21 protein-coding genes are annotated in these 20,449 nt (G+C 37.7%); 15 read left to right on the forward strand and 6 right to left on the reverse strand.

Annotation, left to right across the window (positions count from 1 at the left end):
- Positions 1-108 precede the first annotated feature (108 nt).
- Positions 109-408, reverse strand: coding sequence for a hypothetical protein (locus HS1_RS09795; RefSeq protein WP_066064675.1), 300 nt, complete (start codon positions 406-408; stop codon positions 109-111).
- A gap of 392 nt (positions 409-800) precedes the next feature.
- Between HS1_RS09795 and HS1_RS09800 the strand changes: the two genes are divergently transcribed.
- Both HS1_RS09800 and HS1_RS09805 read left to right on the forward strand, forming a co-directional pair.
- Positions 801-1,880 (forward strand): DVU0298 family protein, encoded by a 1,080-nt coding sequence (locus tag HS1_RS09800; protein WP_172793678.1) that lies wholly within the window; start codon positions 801-803, stop codon positions 1,878-1,880.
- Positions 1,873-2,991 (forward strand): SAM domain-containing protein, encoded by a 1,119-nt coding sequence (locus tag HS1_RS09805; RefSeq protein ID WP_066064680.1) that lies wholly within the window; start codon positions 1,873-1,875, stop codon positions 2,989-2,991. The genes HS1_RS09800 and HS1_RS09805 overlap by 8 nt, the downstream gene beginning before the upstream one ends.
- Positions 2,992-3,075: 84 nt before the next feature.
- Here HS1_RS09805 and HS1_RS09810 read toward each other — a convergent pair whose 3' ends face one another.
- Entirely contained in the window at positions 3,076-3,708 is a 633-nt protein-coding gene (locus tag HS1_RS09810; RefSeq protein WP_066064683.1) for a YkgJ family cysteine cluster protein, read from the reverse strand.
- A gap of 9 nt (positions 3,709-3,717) precedes the next feature.
- Positions 3,718-4,344 carry a tetratricopeptide repeat protein gene (locus tag HS1_RS09815; RefSeq protein ID WP_066064686.1) on the reverse strand — a complete coding sequence of 209 codons (627 nt, stop codon included), beginning with the start codon at positions 4,342-4,344 and terminating at the stop codon, positions 3,718-3,720.
- A gap of 221 nt (positions 4,345-4,565) precedes the next feature.
- Between HS1_RS09815 and HS1_RS09820 the strand changes: the two genes are divergently transcribed.
- Genes HS1_RS09820 through HS1_RS09860 form a run of 9 tightly spaced genes read left to right on the forward strand, consistent with a single transcriptional unit; the run spans position 4,566 to position 13,766 of the window.
- Complete coding sequence (locus HS1_RS09820; protein ID WP_066066578.1) at positions 4,566-5,582, forward strand: DUF128 domain-containing protein; 1,017 nt, start codon at positions 4,566-4,568, stop codon at positions 5,580-5,582.
- A 32-nt stretch (positions 5,583-5,614) separates the two neighbouring features.
- Positions 5,615-6,151: a 4Fe-4S dicluster domain-containing protein gene (locus HS1_RS09825; RefSeq protein WP_066064689.1), complete on the forward strand. Its 537-nt coding sequence runs from the start codon at positions 5,615-5,617 to the stop codon at positions 6,149-6,151.
- Positions 6,145-6,507 carry a hydrogenase iron-sulfur subunit gene (locus HS1_RS09830; protein ID WP_066064691.1) on the forward strand — a complete coding sequence of 121 codons (363 nt, stop codon included), beginning with the start codon at positions 6,145-6,147 and terminating at the stop codon, positions 6,505-6,507. The genes HS1_RS09825 and HS1_RS09830 overlap by 7 nt, the downstream gene beginning before the upstream one ends.
- On the forward strand, positions 6,494-7,156 hold the full coding sequence (locus HS1_RS09835) for a methylenetetrahydrofolate reductase C-terminal domain-containing protein (RefSeq protein WP_066064694.1): 663 nt from the start codon (positions 6,494-6,496) through the stop codon (positions 7,154-7,156). Before HS1_RS09830 ends, HS1_RS09835 begins: the two co-directional genes overlap by 14 nt.
- A complete protein-coding gene (locus tag HS1_RS09840; protein ID WP_066064697.1) occupies positions 7,153-7,974 on the forward strand; it encodes a methylenetetrahydrofolate reductase in 822 nt (273 codons plus the stop codon). Before HS1_RS09835 ends, HS1_RS09840 begins: the two co-directional genes overlap by 4 nt.
- Positions 7,971-8,345: a hydrogenase iron-sulfur subunit gene (locus tag HS1_RS09845; RefSeq protein ID WP_066064700.1), complete on the forward strand. Its 375-nt coding sequence runs from the start codon at positions 7,971-7,973 to the stop codon at positions 8,343-8,345. The genes HS1_RS09840 and HS1_RS09845 overlap by 4 nt, the downstream gene beginning before the upstream one ends.
- On the forward strand, positions 8,327-9,691 hold the full coding sequence (locus HS1_RS09850) for a glutamate synthase-related protein (protein ID WP_066064703.1): 1,365 nt from the start codon (positions 8,327-8,329) through the stop codon (positions 9,689-9,691). Before HS1_RS09845 ends, HS1_RS09850 begins: the two co-directional genes overlap by 19 nt.
- A gap of 3 nt (positions 9,692-9,694) precedes the next feature.
- Positions 9,695-11,176, forward strand: a complete 1,482-nt coding sequence (locus HS1_RS09855; protein WP_066064706.1) for a glutamate synthase-related protein — start codon at positions 9,695-9,697, stop codon at positions 11,174-11,176.
- Positions 11,169-13,766 (forward strand): GltB/FmdC/FwdC-like GXGXG domain-containing protein, encoded by a 2,598-nt coding sequence (locus tag HS1_RS09860; RefSeq protein ID WP_156469450.1) that lies wholly within the window; start codon positions 11,169-11,171, stop codon positions 13,764-13,766. The genes HS1_RS09855 and HS1_RS09860 overlap by 8 nt, the downstream gene beginning before the upstream one ends.
- Positions 13,767-13,972: 206 nt before the next feature.
- On the opposite strand, the gene hflX is transcribed toward HS1_RS09860, so the two are convergent.
- Positions 13,973-15,439: a GTPase HflX gene (hflX, locus tag HS1_RS09865; protein WP_245669967.1), complete on the reverse strand. Its 1,467-nt coding sequence runs from the start codon at positions 15,437-15,439 to the stop codon at positions 13,973-13,975.
- Positions 15,440-16,463: 1,024 nt separating this feature from the next.
- On the opposite strand from hflX, the gene rfaE1 reads away from it, so the two are divergent.
- From rfaE1 to HS1_RS09880, 3 genes are read left to right on the forward strand one after another with little or no spacing between them, the layout of a single operon-like run.
- On the forward strand, positions 16,464-17,480 hold the full coding sequence (gene rfaE1 / locus HS1_RS09870; RefSeq protein ID WP_082757871.1) for a D-glycero-beta-D-manno-heptose-7-phosphate kinase: 1,017 nt from the start codon (positions 16,464-16,466) through the stop codon (positions 17,478-17,480).
- Entirely contained in the window at positions 17,449-17,979 is a 531-nt protein-coding gene (locus HS1_RS09875) for a DUF4416 family protein (RefSeq protein ID WP_066064717.1), read from the forward strand. Before rfaE1 ends, HS1_RS09875 begins: the two co-directional genes overlap by 32 nt.
- Before the next feature lies 1 nt (position 17,980).
- A complete protein-coding gene (locus tag HS1_RS09880) occupies positions 17,981-18,853 on the forward strand; it encodes a YicC/YloC family endoribonuclease (protein ID WP_066064722.1) in 873 nt (290 codons plus the stop codon).
- Position 18,854: 1 nt separating this feature from the next.
- Here HS1_RS09880 and HS1_RS09885 read toward each other — a convergent pair whose 3' ends face one another.
- Positions 18,855-19,469 carry a class I SAM-dependent methyltransferase gene (locus HS1_RS09885; protein WP_066064724.1) on the reverse strand — a complete coding sequence of 205 codons (615 nt, stop codon included), beginning with the start codon at positions 19,467-19,469 and terminating at the stop codon, positions 18,855-18,857.
- A 4-nt stretch (positions 19,470-19,473) separates the two neighbouring features.
- A complete protein-coding gene (locus tag HS1_RS09890) occupies positions 19,474-20,013 on the reverse strand; it encodes an NTPase (RefSeq protein ID WP_066064727.1) in 540 nt (179 codons plus the stop codon).
- A gap of 212 nt (positions 20,014-20,225) precedes the next feature.
- On the opposite strand from HS1_RS09890, the gene HS1_RS14065 reads away from it, so the two are divergent.
- Complete coding sequence (locus HS1_RS14065) at positions 20,226-20,438, forward strand: FmdB family zinc ribbon protein (RefSeq protein ID WP_082757783.1); 213 nt, start codon at positions 20,226-20,228, stop codon at positions 20,436-20,438.
- Positions 20,439-20,449: the final 11 nt, after the last annotated feature.

Raw genomic sequence — 20,449 nt, forward strand, 5'->3', positions numbered from 1 at the left:
ACACACTCAACTATTGACGTCAAAGACCCAAGATTCCTAATAGAATAAGCCAAAATATGAGAGGGCATTATGGGCCAGGTGCCATTGGAAATAAAAGGAGATTTTTTACTACCATTCCATTTGGCCAAGAGGACGTGTAAATGTATAATTAATAGGTTCTACAATGAGTTTATGAGCAGTGTATTTCACATTTCTTGAGCACAAAGTAAATGGTAATGACAAGACAAAAACGGTAGTTCCAACACCAATACTTATTAAACCTGCTGGACGGGCTAATATCATATCAAATATCATTAAATCATTATCTATGTTATTAGATTCTGTGGATTCCCCAGCCGCCACTGGCCCAATAATTGAAAATATGAGACATAAAGTAATCAATAAGATTATAGACCTTTTACTTCTCATTTTTTATCCCTCCTTGTTTTTGAACCACCATTTGAGATATAGTATCAAGTTTGAGGTTCACATGTCAAGAAAAATTATTGTCCTAAATCCGTGATAACTTTAAAAGAAAACCCGCAAGTGGAGTAACTGACCTTACGCACATTATAAAAAATCATAAGTAATTTAACAAAAAGAACAAACGTTTAAATATGGTCTAAAAAATCCAAATTTCAAAATCCAAATGCCAAATGGCTTGATTTGACACCTGTCTGCGTGCGGACACGCACAGGCAGGTTTGAGCTTTGTCATTTGTCATTTTAAGATTTAATGTCCATCATTTGGATCTCCGTTAAAATTACTTTGACGAAGTCCTAGGTTGACACATAATGTATCTTCTGATACAAAAAATTCCAATGAAAGTGCCTGTAGCATATATTCCTAAGTGCCCTTTTTGCGGTGAACCTATTGAGCCTCCTAAAGAGGTGCCTTCTGCCAGAATCCTTGAATTTCCAAGGAATGTCTGCAAAAACTGTGGTGCGGTGTATGTTTATGATGCTACCGGACACAATCTTGGGGCTGCTTATGTTGAAGCCTTGGTCTTTGCCTGTGATGATGACTGGGATTTGGCATGGCAACTTTTACCAGAAGAGGATTATTTGGAGGGACGGATTGAACACTATGATGGAGTTACACATAAGGTTATTCAAGGTAATTTTTATCAAGAAAGATACATCAGAGGAGTGCTACTTTTCATAAAGTTACAGGAAGATATTCAGGAAGTGACTAATGAAGGGGTGAAGAAAAAGATAAGTTCACTTACCTATTCCTCAACTCCTAAACGTTCTCCCCGTTTTTCTAAAAAATTAGTGGAAGAGTTGGTAAAGGAAAACAATTTAGAAGAATTAGTTAATTTAGCTAAGGAAGATACAAGGGTGGTTACTGCCTTACAAAGGCTTCTTTATAGTGGGGATGAGCAGTTAAGGTGGCGAGCCATTAAGGCCTTGGGAGAGGTAAGTAAGGTTATAGTAAAGTTTAAGCCTAGTATAGTTACTAAATTTTTGCGCAATATCATCTATGCCCGTTCTGATTCGGCTGCTTCTAGTTGGGGGGCTATAGGGGCTACTGCCGAAATCATTAGTAACAACCCTGAAATATATAAAAATTTTATTCCCCCTTTTGTTTCTTTTTTAATAGATCAAGATTCTCGGAAAGAAGTATTGTGGGGCATTGGAAGAGTAGCTGAACGCGGGAGGCCTGATTTGGTCAAAAAAATTATCCCTGCGCTTTATAAACTAGTAACAGATGAAGACCCTAGCATCCGAGGGCATGCTGCGTGGTGTCTAGGGATATTTAAAGAAAAACCAGCCAAGCCTTTATTAGAAGATTTATTAGAAGATCAACATGTTATTCAAATCTTCATAGATGGAGACTTAAAGAAAAAGACTATAAGTGAGCTGGCGAGAAGAGCCATCCATCAAATAGAAGATGCATGAGCCTGCCATAGAGTATAATGTGGCTTCTCCTTATGGAAATCTCCCTGTTAATAAAGAAGATTTACATCTACCTTTAGAGGGGGATAAGGCGAGGACACCCTATAAAAGATATTTTGGAGCTATCAAGGCCTTTATTTCTAAAGACCATTATAAGTTTATCCTTAAGGTGCTTAAAGAACAATTAAGTCATTCTATAACTTTAGAGGAAATAGAAAAAATTATTATTAAGGCTCAAAAACACGGGGCGTTTTACCACCCTGCTAGTATAGAAATATTAATTAATAATAAGGCTATTAATTTGGGTGTTAATGTAGCTACAGAAAAAGATAAAATCCAGTGGTTAGAAAAGGAATTTTTTCTCCTAAAAAATTTTGAAAAAAACTTTAAAGATTTTTCTTACCTGCCGAAAGTATTCGGGGCAGACTATGTAGATAATATGTTTATTACTCTTATAGAATGGTTTGATGACTATCACGAGTTTCACCTTTCTTTAGATGAAAAAAAACAGTCTAAAATAATCCTTTGGGATTTTAAAAATGGTTACCGCTACCTCACAAAAGTCCAAACATTTGCATTATACAGAGAAATCGCAAAAATCCTCACTCTTTATTATGATATCAAAACCTTTAGACAAATTTACCCTTGGCATCATGCTGCTGGAGATTTTGTGGCTCAGATAAAAGACAATAAAATAGCAGTTAAACTTACCACCGTTAGAGGGTATGAACCTATTATTGGCTTTGTTAAAACTGATAATATAAACCCTATTTTTGCCCTTATTCAGTTTTTTTTAATGCTTAGTTTAAAAATGCGACTAGATAAATTTGATGGTATGGGGAAAATAGGATGGTTAGAAGATTTTTGTGTTAAGGCTACCATAGAAGGTTTTTTTGAGGCACTTAAAATGAAAGAAAAAGAAATGTTTCAAATATGTGAAGTTTCCTGTGATGAATTTTTAGAGCTATTAAAGTCTTTTACTAAAAAAGAAGTAGAATCTCTCTTTGCCCCTCTTTTGGACTGGTATCAGCAGGAAAAAGATTTCCCTGTCATTATGGATAATATTAAAGGACATATTAGTTCCTTATGCTCTCTCATTCATAGTAATGAGTGAGAAAACATCCTGAAATTAGCATTGAGGACAACAAAGGAAATTTTTAAAAGTTTTTAAGACAAATTGCCCGAAGAAAAATCCACCTTACTCAAGAATTCCCTTTATAAGATTATTGAACGGTAATTTTAAGGCCCTGGGAACAAATAGCATAAGTGAACATTTCTCAGGATGAGCAGAACCTGCCCAATTTAATAACCTTTCTGAAAGATTACAGAGTTGATGATAAATTTCGTCTAGCTTGACTGTAGGATAAGTAACCCCTTTTTGAAAACCAGAAGAACCACAGGCATAGACCTTTTCTTTTAAGGCCAGAGGAACACCATAAAGGCGACAGATAATAGGTCTTTTTACATAGAAATCACATTCTTCTTTGTCATTTAGGAATGGACATCTTATTCGCTGTTTTCCCATGCCAAAAACCTTCATTTTAGGGTCATCATCAAATACATGCAAACGGTCTTTAGCATGCAATATATCTGTTTCTGTCTTTTCCATCCTTCTAAAAATTTCTCTTCTCTGCCTTCTTTCTAAACGATTGAAATAGAAATTTATATAAGCTGCTTCAATAATAAATAAACCAAAAGGGGCATAACAACAATCGCAGCAATGAATATGACATCGCACACAAGAAGGATATTCCTGAGCAATCTTTTGAAAGAGAATGTCTGCCTTTTTTACTAGTGTTTCGTATTCTCCAAAAAAATCAAACAATTCCATTTCTGTTACCTATTTTTTACGATATGGTTCTAGTTGTTTTAAAAATTCCGGATGTACTTCAAACCCTAGAGTAAGTGCCTTATCACAATGTTCAATGGCCTTTTGGTAATCTCCTTTTAAATAATAAACATAGGCCAAATTGTTATGTCCTAAGGAAAAATGAGGAGCTATTTTTAGCATTTTCTTATTCATCTCAATACTTTTTTCTAAATCTCCTTTCTGAAGATAGGCATTGGCTAGATTACACATGGCTTGGACAATACGAGGATTCAATTCTAAGGCCTTTTCTAAGACCTCTATAGCCTCATCTGTTTTTCCCATCTGTAGATAAGCAAATCCCATATTAGCATAACCCCTGGCATATCTGGGTTCTATCTCCACCGCCCTTTGGTTAGCCTTAACTACTTTCTCTAGGTCTCCTTTTTTAAAATATATATACCCCAAATTCACAAAGGCTTCAAACATCCGGCTGCCATCTACAATGGATTGTTCAAAGGCAATCCGTGCCTCATCTAGCTTACCCTCTTGCAAGAGGGCTATACCTAAATTATACTGTGCACTAGCACACTCGGGATTCTCTTCAAGCATTTGTTTTTGTTCAGAAACAAAAGTTTCAATGTCTTTTGGTTCTTTCATAAATATCACCTCCGAAGTTGCTTTTTAACATACACTATATAAGAGGTCAAGAAAGGCTTCCAACTATTTTTCCTTTGTTCCATTTAAAGGCATATGGCAAATATGAACCTATTTTTGCCGTTAATTTGTTTTTGACTTTAGTAATTATTGACAAATTTAAAATTTTTTATATTATGGTCAATGGTAACCTATGGCCACAATTTTATGGAGGATTTTGTTACATGTTTCAAGAAACTAGTTCTGATGCAGAGAGAAAGATATTATCTATCCTCAAGGTTTTGAGTGAGTCTTCTAAACCGCTGGGCTCAATTACTATTGCGCGAGAGCTTAAACGACATGGAATTTCTTTGAGCGAGAGGGCAGTCAGGTATTACCTAAGAATTACGGATGAAAGAGGTTATACTCAATTCCTGGGTCGCAATGGCAGAATGCTCACTTCAAAGGGGCTTGAAGAACTCAAACTAGCACTAGCGCCAGAACAAGTGGGTTTTATTTTAGATAAACTGGAACTCTTAGCATTTCAAACTACCTTTGACCCTCAAAAAAGGAGGGGAGAACTTCCTATAAATACCTCACTTGTTGACCAGGAAAGATTCAAAGAGGCATTACTGGTGATGAAAGATGTATTTAAGGCCGGAATCTGTGTTAGTGAATTAGTTGCAGTGGCCTCTGAGGGAGAAAAGCTTGGTTCGGTAGTTATCCCAAAAGGGAAAATTGGACTAGCCACAGTTTGTAGTGTGGTTATAAATGGAGTATTGCTTAAGTCAGGCATTCCTATAGACTCTAAGTTTGGAGGGGTGCTTGAAATAAAAAATTCAAAACCCAAGCGATTTGTGGCTATAATCAATTATGATGGCACATCCCTTGATCCATCAGAACAATACATTCGGGCAAGAATGACCAGTGTTAGAAAAGTAGTGAAAACTGGAAATGGGAAAATACTAGCCAATTTCCGTGAGATACCAGCTCCATCCAGAACAATGGTTGAGGAAAAGATAGCCATGCTTAAGGAGGTGGGTATCAATGGGGTTTATGTCTTAGGGAATACTAGTGAGGCAATTTGTCAAATTCCTGTCCGTTTAAATCGAGTGGGTATGGTGTTACTCGGAGGATTAAACCCAGTGGCAGCGGCTGTTGAGGCGGGAATTATGGTTGAAAACATAGCTGAAAGCGGAATGCTTGATTTTGAAAAACTAGTTAGTTTTTGGGAAGTTTTGAATAAATATACCAATGATTGATAAAAAAATATGTTGTTTGTAAGGAGATAATTTTGTCTTTATCTACCCTAAAGTTGGATGCAAATTTTAAATACAGTGTATCCCAAAGGCCTGGTGGGGAACACCTTACTTATTGTTTTGCCTGTGGGACATGCACCGGTAGTTGTCCTACCCATCGGTTAATCCCAGCGCTCAATCCACAAAAAATCATTCATATGATTTTGCTTGGCTTCAAGAAAAGTGTTCTTTCTGCAACCGCTATCTGGGATTGTTCTTTATGCCATACCTGTGATGTAGTTTGTCCTCAGGATGTCAGATTCAGCAAAATAATACTTGTCTTGCGCCAAATGGCCTATGAAGAAAGATATGTAGATCAGGGTTCCCTTATAAATATAGGTAGGCTTGCTATGGTCTACGAAAAGTTTTGTTCAGGTTGTTTAGTTTGTGTGCGTGCCTGTCCTTTTGGTGCAATATTTATTAATAAAAAGGGATTCCCCCAAATAGAACCAGTAAAATGTAGGGCTTGTGGAATATGTAGAGCTGAATGTCCAGCCAAGGCGATTAAATTAAAGGAGGAGTTATATTGGTAGTCTGCTTTTATTGTTATCACTGTGGATTGGAAGAAAGGGATTTAATAAAGACTATTCCCTCAAGAGATATAAAAACAAATAGAGTGGCCTGCACAGGGAAAATAGATAGTCTCATGCTTTTGCATGCCTTGGAAGAAGGGGCAGAGCAAATTTTTGTCTTTGGATGCCCCGAAGAAGAATGTCATAATGTGACTGGAAGTAAAAAAGCAAGGAGCAGGATTGAATACCTAAAGAAAATATTAAAAGAGTTAGGGATAAAGGAAGAAGTAATAAAATTTGTAACTGTGCCTAGGGTTATAAGTTTATACAAGATGAAGCAGAAATTTGCAGAGGGGGAGGTTAATGATTGTCGCTGAGAGAAAGCCTATAAGAGAGATTTTAGAAATGCTAGAGGGTTATAAAAAAATTCTCATCTTAGGCTGTAGGGCATGTGTAACAGTGTGTTGTGCTGGTGGACAAAAAGAAGTGGAAGTAATGGGTTCTATCATCAGGATAGACCGTAAGAAGAGAAATAAAGCAGTAGAGACGATAGAGAGGGTTATCGATAGACAGTGTGATGCTATTTATTTTTCCATGGTTGACAATCTCATTCAAGAAAGTGAGGTGGTGCTCTCTTTAGCCTGTGGAGTAGGTGTAAATATGTTAGCTGAGACTTATCCTAAAAAATTAATACTACCAGCATTAAACACGGGCTTTATGGGTATTACAGAAGAGCAAGGGGTTTGGTCAGAACGGTGTATTGGCTGTGGAGATTGCATATTAGGCAAGACTGCTGGTTTGTGTCCTTTGGCCAGATGTCCAAAGGGACTCCTTAATGGACCCTGTTTAGGGTCTAATAATGGTAAATGTGAGGTATTTCCAGAACATGATTGTGTGTGGTATTTGATTTACAAACGGCTTAAAGGGTTGAATCAATTGGATAAATTAAAAGCAATCATTCCACCTAAGGATTGGGCCAAAGGACAGCCGCCCAGAAAGATTATCAGAGAGGATATAAGGTTATGAAAACTGCATTATCTAAAGGTCAATTTGTGGTTACCGCTGAGTTTTATCCTCCTAAAGAGGCAAATGGAAGTGAGATCAAGGAAAGGGCCTTGGTCTTAAAGGATGTGGTGGAGGCAGTGGTAGTGCGAGATAATCCTTTGGCTCAAGTGCATACTAGCCCTATAGCTACAGCAACCTTGCTTTTAAATGTGGGGTTAGCACCCATAGTGCAGATAAGCATAAGGGATAAAAATAGGCTTGCTATTCAGAGTGATATATTAGGTGCTGTTACCTTAGGGGTGAAGGCATTTTTTTGCTTGGAGGACTGTCATCAAAGGGTAGGAGATAATCCAGGAGCCAAAGGTGTGTTTGATCTGGATTGTGTTCAACTTATTTCCATAATGAAAAAAATTGAACATAGTCTTGTAGGAACAAGGATTAATCCTTTTGCCCATCCATTAGAACTTCATCTAATAAATCTTTCTAAAAAAATTAATGCAGGGGTGGATTTCATACAAACAATGCCTGTATTTGACTTGGAGCGGTTTAAAGAATTTATTTCCCTCATCAAAGGAGAAAACCTCTATTTACTGGCAGGGGTAAGGCCTATAAAATCATGGCAAGCCCTCCAATCTACGTCTCAAATGGTTATTCCAGAAAACATCGTTCAAAGGATAAAGAATACCCCTGAAAATAAACAAGCAGAGGAAGGGATAAAAATCTGTGTTGAGATTATAAAGGCTTTAAAGCAAATAAAAGGGGTGAATGGCATCCATATCTTTGCCCATGATTGGGAAGAAGCCGTTCCTATTTTGGTTCGTCAGGCAAATTTAAAATGAAAAAGCTGGTCATCTTTTTTTGTCAAAATTTGAGTTATAAAAAGGAGGAAATATTTAAAGTGTTGGACTTTCCTAGTGAAATTTCTATTAGGTTAATTCCTATTCCCTGTAGTGCAGAAATATCTGTGGGTCTTCTTTTAAAGATATTGGAAACAGACCTAGATGCAATATTTATCTTAACTTGTCCTGAAACCTCCTGCCAATCAGGAGAAGGAAGCATTAGAGCCAAAAAGAGAGTGGAATATACCCAGGAAATTTTGGAGGAATTGGGTTTAGGTAAAGATAGATTGGTTATGTTTGAGGTTGATGACTCGGAAAATCTACAACAAATAGGAAGGAATATTAAGAAAAAATGCCTAAGTATCACATAAATGTAAAACCAGCTCCTCCTAGGTTTCTTCCTCCAGGCAAATATGTCTTAATCGATAGAGAAGAGGGATGTCTAGGCTGCAAATATTGTGTGAAAAAGTTATGTCCTTATGGTGTTTATAATAAAAGGGAATTTGATTCCATTCAATTAAGAGACACTATAGATTATTATTGTCGTAATTGTCTTTATTGTGTTGAAGCTTGCCCAGGTGGAACTATTACCTTAATGGTTAATCCTACCTATTTGGAAATAGGTGATAGTTACTGGAAGCCTGAAATTATTACCAAGATTTGGCGCCAAGCAGAGACAGGGATGATTTCGGTCTCAGGGGCAGGTTATAGGGGCCCATTTGCCGGTTCGGGTTTTGATGATATGTGGACAGATATGTCAGAAATTGTTAGACCTACTCGGGATGGTATTCATGGGCGAGAATACATCAGCACTGATATTGAGATTGGGAGAAAACTGTCCTATTTAGCCTTTGATGCCCAGGGGAAGTTGGCCTCATCTACCCCACCTCTGATAGAAATTCCTATTCCTATGCTTTTTTCTTTACCCGGATGGGGAAAGTGGGGGAAACCAGTATTACTTTCTATGGCTAAGGCAGCCAAGACACTGAATACCTTATTTATTATACCCCTGGCACAATTTACAAAAGAACTTCATCCCTATATAGACAATCTTGGCATCTATATAGATTCATTAGAAGAGCTCTCTGCTTTACCAAAGGATGTGAAGATTATTGAAATACCATACAATTTGAGCCAAAATTTTCAAGTCATAAAAACTTCCCATCCTCAAACTATTGTTATGATAAAAATACCTCTATCTCCAGAGGCAAAACAAAGGAGTCTTACCTTAACTAAAAATGGTGCGGAAGTCTTCCATTTTTCCGCCGATGACCATGGTTTGGAATTTGCTGAAAAACCACGATTTATAAAAGATATAATTAAAGACATCCATCTTAGTCTGGTAGATGAAGGAACTAGGGATGAGGTTACTGTCCTGGTGAGTGGAGGGATTGCTATGGCAGAACATGTAGCCAAGACTACTATCTGTGGAGCAGATGGAGTAATTTTAGACCAGGTGCTTATGGTAGCTCTGGAATGCCGATTATGTAAAGACTGTTTGCAGGGGATACCCTGTCCTATAGATATAGAAAACATAGAGCCTGATTGGGGGGCACAACGTTTGATAAATCTTATGAATGCTTGGCGAGACCAATTATTGGAAGTGCTTGGGGCCATGGGGATGCGGGACGTGCGGAGGCTCAGGGGAGAGATGGGAAGGGCTATTTTTTATAAAGATGTTTTAAATGAAGCATTTGCTTCTATTAAAAGGAAATAAAAAATGGGAAGCTGGCCACCGGAAGTAAAGGGAACCACATCACGCTTTAAACGACCATTAGGTAAATATAAAATTATAAAAAGGGCGAACTGTAATAATTGTGGTTTATGTGTGAAGCTTTGTCCTTGCGGGGTGTATAAGTTTATAGGTAAAAAAGTAATGCCTCTCCGAGAATATCGGTGTATAGGCTTTAGTTGTGAAGGAAGTGAGCATTATTGTGTAGCCCAGTGTCCTGAGAAGGCATTAATGGTAATTAAAAATCCTACTATTGAGGCCTTAGGTGATTATCGGTGGACATCCGATTTAATATTAAGCACCTGGTATCAGGCAGAGACAGGAAACCCACCTGATTATATGGAATACAAAATAGGAAATTCTGGAGGTGGTTTTGACCGTCTGAGATTTAGCTTTGAATTTGAAAATCAAAATTTTTCTTTAAAAGAAGATGTTTCTACTACTATAGACCTTAATCGTAGAAATGATGGACGTCCTCAAGTAACCATCAGTGTGCCTTGGTATGGAGGAGGCATGTCTTTTGGGTCTGTAAGTCTCACTACTATGTTGGCTCGAGCTAAGGCATGTATGGAGTGGAATACCTTTACTTGCACTGGAGAAGGAGGTTATCCCGAAGCGCTCATTCCTTATAAAGACCATGTCATTACTCAAGTAGCTACGGGTTTATTTGGGGTGAGAGAAGAAACCATTAAACGGGCAAGGATAGTTGAATTTAAATATGCCCAAGGGGCAAAGCCCGGACTGGGTGGACATCTTTTAGGTGATAAAGTAACGCCAGATGTAGCGAGGATGCGAGAGTCTGTGCCAGGTATATCCCTATTTTCTCCCTTTCCATTTCATAGCGTTTATTCGGTAGAAGACCATAAAAAGCATGTAGATTGGATTAAAGAGATAAATCCCAAGGCCTTGATTTCTGTTAAGGTCTCTACCCCTGTAGATGTAGACATGGTGGCCATAGGTAGTTACTATGCTGGAGCACATATTATACATTTAGATGGCAGTTATGGAGGCACGGGGGCAGCTCCAGATATTGCCAAAAAAAATATTGCCATGCCTATTGAACTGGCTATTCCCAAAGTGCACCGTTTCCTTTTGGAAGAAGGGGTAAGGGATGAGATGGTAATTATTGCCAGTGGTGGTATTAGGACTGCCTATGATATAGCCAAGGCTATTGCCTTAGGAGCAGATGGGGTAGTGATAGGCACTGCTGAACTAGTGGCCTTGGAATGCACTAGGTGTGGTAATTGTGAAAGGGGGAGGGGTTGTCCTAGAGGAATAGCTACTACAGACATGGAATTGTCCAGTATGGTAGAACTTGAATGGGCCACCCAACGCATTAGTAACCTATTTCACAGTTGGTATTTGCAACTAATAGATATCTTAAGACGTTTGGGTATGCATAGCATTACTGAATTGGTAGGTAAGACAGACTGTCTTTTTTATATAGATAAATGGAGTGAGAATGGATAAAGCTATAAAACAAATCATCAAATCCAGAAATAAGCTTCCTCCTTCACCTTACTCTTATAAATCAAAGTTTGAGCAAGAAGGGGGCTGTGGAGTTACTGGTTTTGCCTGCAATATTCCTGTAAGTGGTAGACATATTTTTGAACCTTCTATTCAAATGCACAATAGAGGAAATGGAAAGGGTGGAGGTATTGCGGCTGTAGGTCTTAAGGCTGAAGACCTTGGAGTAAACCAAGAAATTTTAGAAAATGATTATCTTTACCAAATTGCCCTTCTAAATAATGAGGTGCAAAAACAACTGGAAGAGGAGTTTATCAAGCCCTTATTTGAAATAGATAATGCTGAAAGGGTAAAAACAGTAGCCGATTATCGGGATATTCCTGGACTTGTAGTAAAACCCCCAGATGTAGTTCGCTATTTTGTGCGAGTAAGGCCAGAAATACTGAAAAATTTTCTAGAAAAAAATAGCCTTCAAGACCTAGACTTAAGAAGGGCAGAAGATGAGTTTATCTATCAAACCACTTATAGAATCAATAATAAATTTTATTCCTCTTTGGGTGAAAAAAAGGCCTTTGTTCTTTCCCATGGAAGGAACATGCTCATCTTTAAAATAGTAGGCTATGCCGAACAAGTAGTGCAATATTACCAACTTGAAGATTTAAAGGCCCATGTGTGGATTGCGCATCAACGCTATCCTACCAAAGGAAAAGTCTGGCATCCTGCTGGTGCCCATCCCTTTGTGGGCATGGATGAGGCACTGGTTCATAATGGTGACTTTGCCAATTATTATGCAGTAACACAATATTTAAAACAGCGAAATATATTCCCATTATTTCTTACCGATACCGAAGTTTCCGTGTTATTGTTTGATTTGCTAAATCGGGTCTATGGTTATCCTCTGGAGTATATCATTGAGGCTATGGCTCCTACTACAGAATTGGATTTTGCATTATTGCCTCCGGAAAAACAAAAAATCTACTCCGCTATTCATGCTTGCCATATCCATGGTTCACCAGATGGTCCTTGGTTTTTTATTATTGCTAGAAACGAGCCTTATAAGAATTATTTTCAACTCATTGGCATTACCGATACCGCCATGCTTAGACCCCAAGTCTTTGCCCTTTATGAGGGAGAGGTGCAAATAGGGCTTATTTGTTCTGAGAAACAGGCCATTGATGCTACCTTAAGGAGTTTATCCAAAGAAGATAAACGTTTTTGTCCGGTGGCTGATCAATACTGGAATGCCCGAGGAGGTAGTCATACCGACGGAGGTGCCTTTATCTTTACCGTAAAGCCCAAAAAAGATGACCCTTCACAAAAAGTCATTATTTGCACAGATAAATTTGGCAGGGTGGTTTCAATCCCCAAAAAAGAAATACCACCTAAGGGCATTTCCTTAACCACATCTAACTTTTTAGAAAAGATTGAGCTTAAAATAAACGCCACCTTGCCCATAAAGGCCTTCAAAGAAATATTACCTTTAATCCCCAAATGGGATTATGAGGAATTTTATGGTCTTTGTCATAAACTGGCAAACAGGGCTATTGAGGATGAAAGGACAAAGAAATGGATTATAGAATTTCTTACCTTGCTTAACGATAGACGCTATGCCTTAGGAAAGAAAAAGAGGAGTTGGGTCTTAGCCACTATCAATGATGTCTTAAAAGAGATATTTGATACTACCCCAGACATTACTTCTAAAATATCAAGCAGATACAAAAAGATAGATTGGGATAGCCAAAAGGCATTAAGACCTCCTAAAAAAGAAGAAAAAGTCTTAGTAATTGATGCTTGGGGATTTCCACCAGAGGGAGAAGAGTGTGATGCCAAGCTAATCTGTAAGGCGTATCTTGAGGGATGGCGTCTTTTTATTGCTTATAATTATCGGGGACAACGGTTTTGTGGCTGTGGACTTGGGCCAAACACACAGGGTGTGCATATTGATGTCTATGGTAGTGCTGGTGATTACCTGGGTTCAGGCATAGATGGTTTGGAAATATATGTGCATGGAAATGCCCAAGACCAGGTAGGGCAGATTATTAATAAGGGTAAAATGGTTATTTTTGGAGATGTGGGTCAGACATTTCTTTATGGGGCCAAGGGAGGAGAAATTTATGTCTTAGGCAATGCTGCGGGTAGACCCCTTATTAATGCCGTGGGACATCCGCGGGTGGTCATAAATGGGACTGCCCTGGATTATCTGGCTGAATCCTTTATGGCTGGAGACCCTTTAAAAGGGGGAGGATTTGTGCTTTTAAATGGGATAGAATTCGATGAAGACGGCAACTTGAAAGAACAATCCATACCTTATCCAGGTTCAAATCTTTTTTCCTTGGCCTCAGGTGGGGCAGTGTATGTGAGAGACCCTTATAAGAAATTAGTAGAAGACCAGCTCAATGGGGGCGAATTTGCTTCCCTTACTAAGGAAGATTGGAATCTCATCTTGCCTTATCTAGAAGAGAACGAAAGGTTGTTTGGCATCAAAGTAGAAGATTTACTCAGAGTAAATGGGAAATTAAAAACCCCTTATGAAGTCTATCGTAAGGTAAAAGCAATTAAACTTGAGGTGCTAACTGGAGGAATACCAGAATAGGAAACTAATAACAAAATCCCTCTATATTTTAAGGACAACCCTTTTTCTATTTGGATTTAGTTTTACTGGCACGTCCTAGGCTGTGTATAAATTCACTTGCAATTAAATTATTAGGGGCTTATCCTCAGTTACAAAATGAAAATTAGGAGGCTAAGCTTATCAGAGATTTTTAAATCACATATAAGGGGACACTACCCGTTGTCTTACTAAACAGCGCTTCTGAAGACTTTTGAATAAGCCAGTTTACCCAAGATTTTTTCTATTTCTTCTAACAGTGGTAATAATGTTTCTGATTTAAGGGCAGAAATGGCAATGGCATTATATCTCTTGCATTGTTGTTTTACATATCCTTCGGAAACCAAATCTTTTTTGTTAAATACCCTAAGGGTGGGGATATGAGCTAGCTGGAGTTGAGAAAGGATTTCTTCTACAGAGGTAATATGGTCAGGAAAACAAGGATTGCTTATATCAATAAGATGGATAAGAAGATGTGCTTCATATAATTCTTCCAGAGTAGCCGCAAAGGCATCAAACAACTCTTTTGGCAAATTCCGGATAAACCCTACTGTATCTGTAATAATTGCTTCTTTTTCACTAGGGAAACGAAGACGGCGACTAGTAGGGTCTAGGGTAGCAAATAGACGATTTTCAGCTAGTATGTCACTTTTAGTTAGAGTATTGAGAAGGGTAGACTTTCCTGCATTGGTGTAGCCAATAATAGAAATAATAGGCAATTGCATTCTACGGCGCTTAATTCTTCTTTGCATCCGTTGAGCTTGAATATTTTTTAACTCCTTTTGTAAATGGTGGAGTCTTTTTTTAATCCGCCTTCTATCTATCTCTAATTTTGTTTCTCCTGGACCTCTTCCTCCAATACCTCCTGCAAGTCGGGACATAGAGGCATCTTGTTTGACCAAACGGGGTAAAACATACTTAAGTTGGGCCATTTCTACTTGGATTTTTCCCTCCCTTGATTTTGCCCTTTGGGCAAAAATATCCAAAATAAGCTGTGTTCTGTCTATTACTCTTAAATCAGTAAATTTGGCAATGGCATTTGCTTGAGAAGGATTCAACTCATGGTCAAAGATAAGAAGATTGGCTCCACTTTGAAGGGCACGGATAATTACCTCTGCCAATTTCCCCTTCCCTATGAAAAATTTAGGATTAATATACCTGCGTTTTTGAACAACCTTATCTACTATTTCCACTCCGGCTGTGTTAGCTAATTCTGACAATTCTGTTAAAGAGGTTTCTGGTTCTGTCTTCTCACCTGAGTTGGCTACATGGATTAAAATTGCTTTATCTTTGTTTTCCTTTATGGAATGTGCCTTTTGTACTCGCTGAAACTCTTCTTCTAAGGCACTGATTAATTGGTCAAATTTTATCTGCAAATGTCCATAGGATATTGGTTTTAAGACTCGCCAACCACAACCGTTCTCATTAACTGGCAATAAGTGAGCTAAATGGTAATAACGGGGAATACCTCTTTCATCCATTACAATTGTTCCCATGAGGTCTAGTCGCAATAAGGCCAAGTCGGTTAAATCTTCTTCATTTAATCCTTCTTCTATAAGATGGGTATGAAGGCACCTCAGTCCTCTCAATCGAGTAAGACCGCTGCGATAGCGGCTTAAATCTGGTAATAAGATGCCTTTTTGGTCTCCAACAACCACAAATTCTATTGTTCCTGAACGTTCAATAATAAGACCAATTTGTCTTTTGATTTCAAAGGAAAGCTCACTTATATAACGTGTTAGCTCAGGAGTTATTATCTCTTCATGGGGAATACGTCGGCGATAGATTCTTTCCAGACGTTTAATTTGATTTGATTTTAAACCACCTAAATTACCGAAAACTCTTGCTATAGACTACACCTCTTTTAAATATACTATACATTTTATATTATAACCTACTATTTAGACTATGACAAGGTTATGTTAAATTGGAGATTCCCCAAAATTTAGAAGTTAATCTTTAAAAACATCCCTGTCTGCCTGCCGGCAGGCAGGGATGAATTAAGGATTTTTGGCGTTCAATAAGTGGAATAAGAAAATACCTCAAGATTAACTTCACCAACTTATTTATAGCTTAGCAGATTGCTCCGTTAAGCCATCAAGACCAAGCCCTTCAGGGTGGCTTTCGCCAGTCTTGATGGCACTCCGCAATCTGCTTTTTAAAAACTAGAGTTGGTTGAAAGGGAAAAAAGTTTTTTCCTTAAGGAACTATTTTCTGTCAAGCCTGTCTGCCCCTGCCCGACGGCAGGCGGGGACAGGCAGGGAGGAGCGCAGCGAGCTGCGGAATGCCTGCCCGACCGCAGGCGGGCGAGCACTCCTTGACAGGCACGGTCTTAAATAAAATATTTGTATGGTTGCGGTCAGTTTTTTGACCGCAACCTTTAAAAATGATTTTTTATTGTTATGGCTTAAAATTAAAAACAATTTTTTACTGTACGTAAGGTCAGTTACTATATTTGACCGTTTTCTTTTAAAGTTATTACTATTTTGAAGAGCCCACCTTACCTTTCTTTTTGGAAAGCTTCTAAAAATTCTGGGGAAAGTCCTGTATGTTAAACCCAAAATCCGTAATAGTTCTTAAAGAAAACCCACCTACCTGCCGTCGGGCAGGGGCAGGACATATCCCTGCCGGTTTTTGGGATTTATATTGAAAAATGGTAGGGAATATTGTAAAAGCAAATTCATGGAAAAAGACCGTTTGATGGAAATCGTTGAGCAATTGCCAAAGGCTAAGATTTTAGTGGTTGGGGATGTGATGATGGATATATTTATGTGGGGTAAAGTAAATCGCATCTCTCCTGAAGCACCTGTGCCAGTGGTAGATGTAGTGGATGAATCTTGGCGTTTAGGAGGAGCGGCTAATGTAGTAAACAATTTGTTTTCATTAGATACAAAGGTGTTTTTAATGGGAGTTATTGGAGATGATGAAGCAGGGTATAAATTAAAAAAAGAAGTGGAAAAAATGGGAATTGACCCTCAAGGGTTAATTATAGAACCAGGCCGGCCTACTACAGTTAAGACCCGGATTATTGCCCATAGTCAACAAGTAGTCAGGGTGGATAGAGAAAAAAGACATTTAATTAATAATGATACTGTAAAAAAAATGTTGGATTTTGTTCAAGCCCATATTTCAGATATAGATGCTATTTTGGTTTCTGACTATGCCAAAGGAGTTATTTGTCCGCTCTTAATAAAGGAATTAAAAAACCTTATTAAAGGTAAAAGAATTTTTTTAGCTGTAGACCCTAAGGTAAAAAATATACTCCTTTTTGAAGGTGTGAGTGTGGTTACTCCTAATCATTATGAGGCCATTCAGGCCGCTGGATTTAATGGTATGGTAGATATTACTAAAGATATGGTGGAAAAAGCAGGGAAGAATTTGCTTCAAAAGTTAGATACTCAAGCAGTTCTTATCACTAGAGGAGAGCAAGGAATGGTGCTTTTTGAAAAGGATAGCATTACTTATATACCTGCCATGGCTAGGAAAGTCTATGATGTCACTGGTGCAGGTGATACTGTAATTGCTACTTTTACCGCGGCTTGTGTTAGTAAGGCTAGTTTTAAAGAGGCTGCCATACTGGCCAATTTGGCAGCAGGTAGGGTAGTAGGTGAAATAGGTACAGCTACAGTGAATAGAGCACAACTTATTAAAATCTTAAAGAGCTCAAATGAGTATTTTAAAACCCCCTTTACCTGCTAAACTAATCATGAGTCTTATTTTTAGGGTCCCTGAGTTTTACCAAAAGGTGTTGACTGACCTTTCACAATTATTTGGCCCTTTAGACTTTATAAGTGAGGTTTTACCATTTGACCAAACAGATTATTATTGTCCAGAAATGGGTAAGCCTTTATGGAGGCGATTAATAAGTTTTGAAAAATTGATTTTACCTGATGAGCTTCCTGATATAAAGATAGAGACTAATGGGTTAGAACAAAAATATGCGGATTCAGGAAAAAGGCGAGTGAATATTGACCCTGGTTATATAACGGCTGAACGCTTAGTCCTTGCTACAGGCAAAAATTATACTCACCGCATATATTTAAGAGCAGGTGTTTATGCGGATTTAACCCTTATTTACCAAAAAGGTGATTTTCAGCCTTTACCTTGGACATATCCTGATTATGCTAGTGAGTCACTGAAGAAACTTCTGCGATTTATCCGGAAAAAATACCTATTACAGAGAAAAGAAGGAGTATAAAATGAGAAGCATGACCGCCTATGCTAGGAGTGAACTTGACTGGAATAACTTACATTTTAATGTAGAAATGAGGACTTTAAATCACCGTTATTGTGACATTTTTTTAAAACTCCCTCAGAAACTTTTGTCTTTAGAAGAGGATATAAAGCAATTAATTGGAAAATTTATTACCAGAGGACGGGTAGAATGCACTCTAAAAATCAGCGGTAATATGGTAGGATTACCTGTTCTCAGTGTTAATTGGGAAGCAGCCAGGGCCTATTATTCCCTTTTAAAAGACCTGAAAACAGGCTTAGGTCTGAATGGTGATATTACCCTGGATATGTTTTTAGGTGTAAAGGACATATTTACTACTGAAGAGGAAAAGAACAATATAGAAGAATTTTGGCCTCCACTAAAACAGGTAATAGAAGAAGCCCTAAATGAGATAAAGACTATGCGACAACAAGAAGGTGAAAAACTAAAAAAAGACATAGAAAACCGCATCCAATATATTGCTACTATTTTGAATAAAATCAAAGGACATATACCTGAGATACTTCAAAACTATGCTCAACGCTTAAAACAAAGAGTTAAGGAATTAACTGGTATAGAAATAGATCAAGACCGTTTGGTGCAGGAAGTAGTCCTTTTTGCCGAGAGAAGTGATATTACTGAGGAAATTGTTCGTTTGGAAACTCATCTTCAAAAATTCAAGGAATGGTTAGAGAAAGACGAACCTGTGGGGCGCAAACTAGATTTCCTTTTGCAAGAAATGCATAGGGAGGCTAATACTATGGGAGTAAAGGCCAATAATACCTTTGTTAGCCAGGAAGTAGTAGAAATTAAGACCGAACTGGAGAAGATTAGACAACAAATCCAAAATATAGAGTAAGTCAAATCAAAGAAATACACCTTTGCCGTTTCCGCATCAAACAAACCCAGGCTCTGGGCGGATTTGGGCGGTTAGAACCGAAATGACTTGAGATTAGCGAGAGAATTTCAAAATAAGGTTCTACGGAGTTAACAATATCCCTTGCCGTACGCCGAGGAGGACCGTAGCCAGACCTCTGGTCATCAGCGTTGCCAACAATAGTTAACCACAAACTATCTTTTTCTAAATAGTTAGCGACTTTTTCGGCAAATCTTTTTCGTTCCTCATCAGAGTCAAATAAATGAAAACAGCCTCTATCAAAGACAAAGCCAAACGGTGCCCCTTCAATTTTATTTGTAATGAAATCAGCTACCATAAAGATACATTTAATATTGGCTTTTAAGGCCTTTTCTTTAGCTTTATCTATCGCAATTTCTGAAATATCAATTCCTGTCACTTGAAAATAATGCTGAGCAAGCCAAATGGAATTGTCGCCAGTTCCGCATCCAATATCTAATGCCTTACAAGGTTTTATAGGTATCTTAGTTACAGCTTCAATAAGATTGAAATCTGGTTTACCTATATCCCAGGGTGTTTCAGGGGTTTTATATCTTTTTTCTTTTTGCTCATTTCCCATCAGTTTAATTCCCTTTGATAGATTTTAAGGCTATCTCAGTTATTATAGTTTCTACTAAGATGTTTCTATTTTCCTGATTTACTTCCATAAGTCTTACTTGAGGTAAGTGCTTTATCTTTTCTATAAATTTATTCCCCTTCAAACTAATGCTACCTAATATAGGATTTGGCTTAAAAAACAAATCCCATATTACTTTTCTAAATTTTTGAGAAAAACATTCCATTTTCCCAATTTCATCAATTATAATGATTTCTTCAGAACAAAGGGGGATTAAGATTGAAAGATGGTTTTCCAGAGATAATACATCCACTTTATATTTACCCACTTTATAAGGACTTTCTATGTCCACATGAGAGAAGATGATTTCCTTCCCATCTAATGTAACCAATTTAAACCCCAGTCGCTTCCCTTTTTCTTTAATTTCCTCTGTATAAAATCCTCGTAAGGGATATTTTCTTTCTTTCAGGAATTGAGTAATTTTTTTAATAATAGTAGTTTTTCCTATCCTAGGGGGACCGGTAATGAGGATTTTTAAATTAGTCATGTTCTGTTTCTAAATTATCATAATAACTATTTTTCTTGCAAGTTCTAAGAAATATTTATAGATTCCTTAGTATTCTCTATCAAAAACTGTAGGGCAGGAGATATCTATAGGTAAATGAAACAATTTAAGCTTATGGATTTTTTCTAAAGTACCTCTTGCTTATTTACATTAAAATGTTTAAAAATATATCCATGGTAAAAAGGAGGTAAAGGATGCCCATCTATGAATATATATGTCAAGAATGCGGTGCTCAATTTGAATGTTTGGTGCGGACAGGTGAAGAAATAGTTTGTCCAAATTGCCAGGGAAAGAACTTAAAACGTCTGGTTTCGGCTTGCAGTTTTAGTTTCGGTAAAGGTAGCACAAAAAGTAATACCTCCGTAAAATCAAGTAAAAGTTGCACTAGTTGCTCAGCTTTTTCCTGAGCCACTTGTCG

Origin of the sequence: Candidatus Desulfofervidus auxilii (assembly GCF_001577525.1) — a bacterium.
Lineage (GTDB): Bacteria > Desulfobacterota > Desulfofervidia > Desulfofervidales > Desulfofervidaceae > Desulfofervidus > Desulfofervidus auxilii.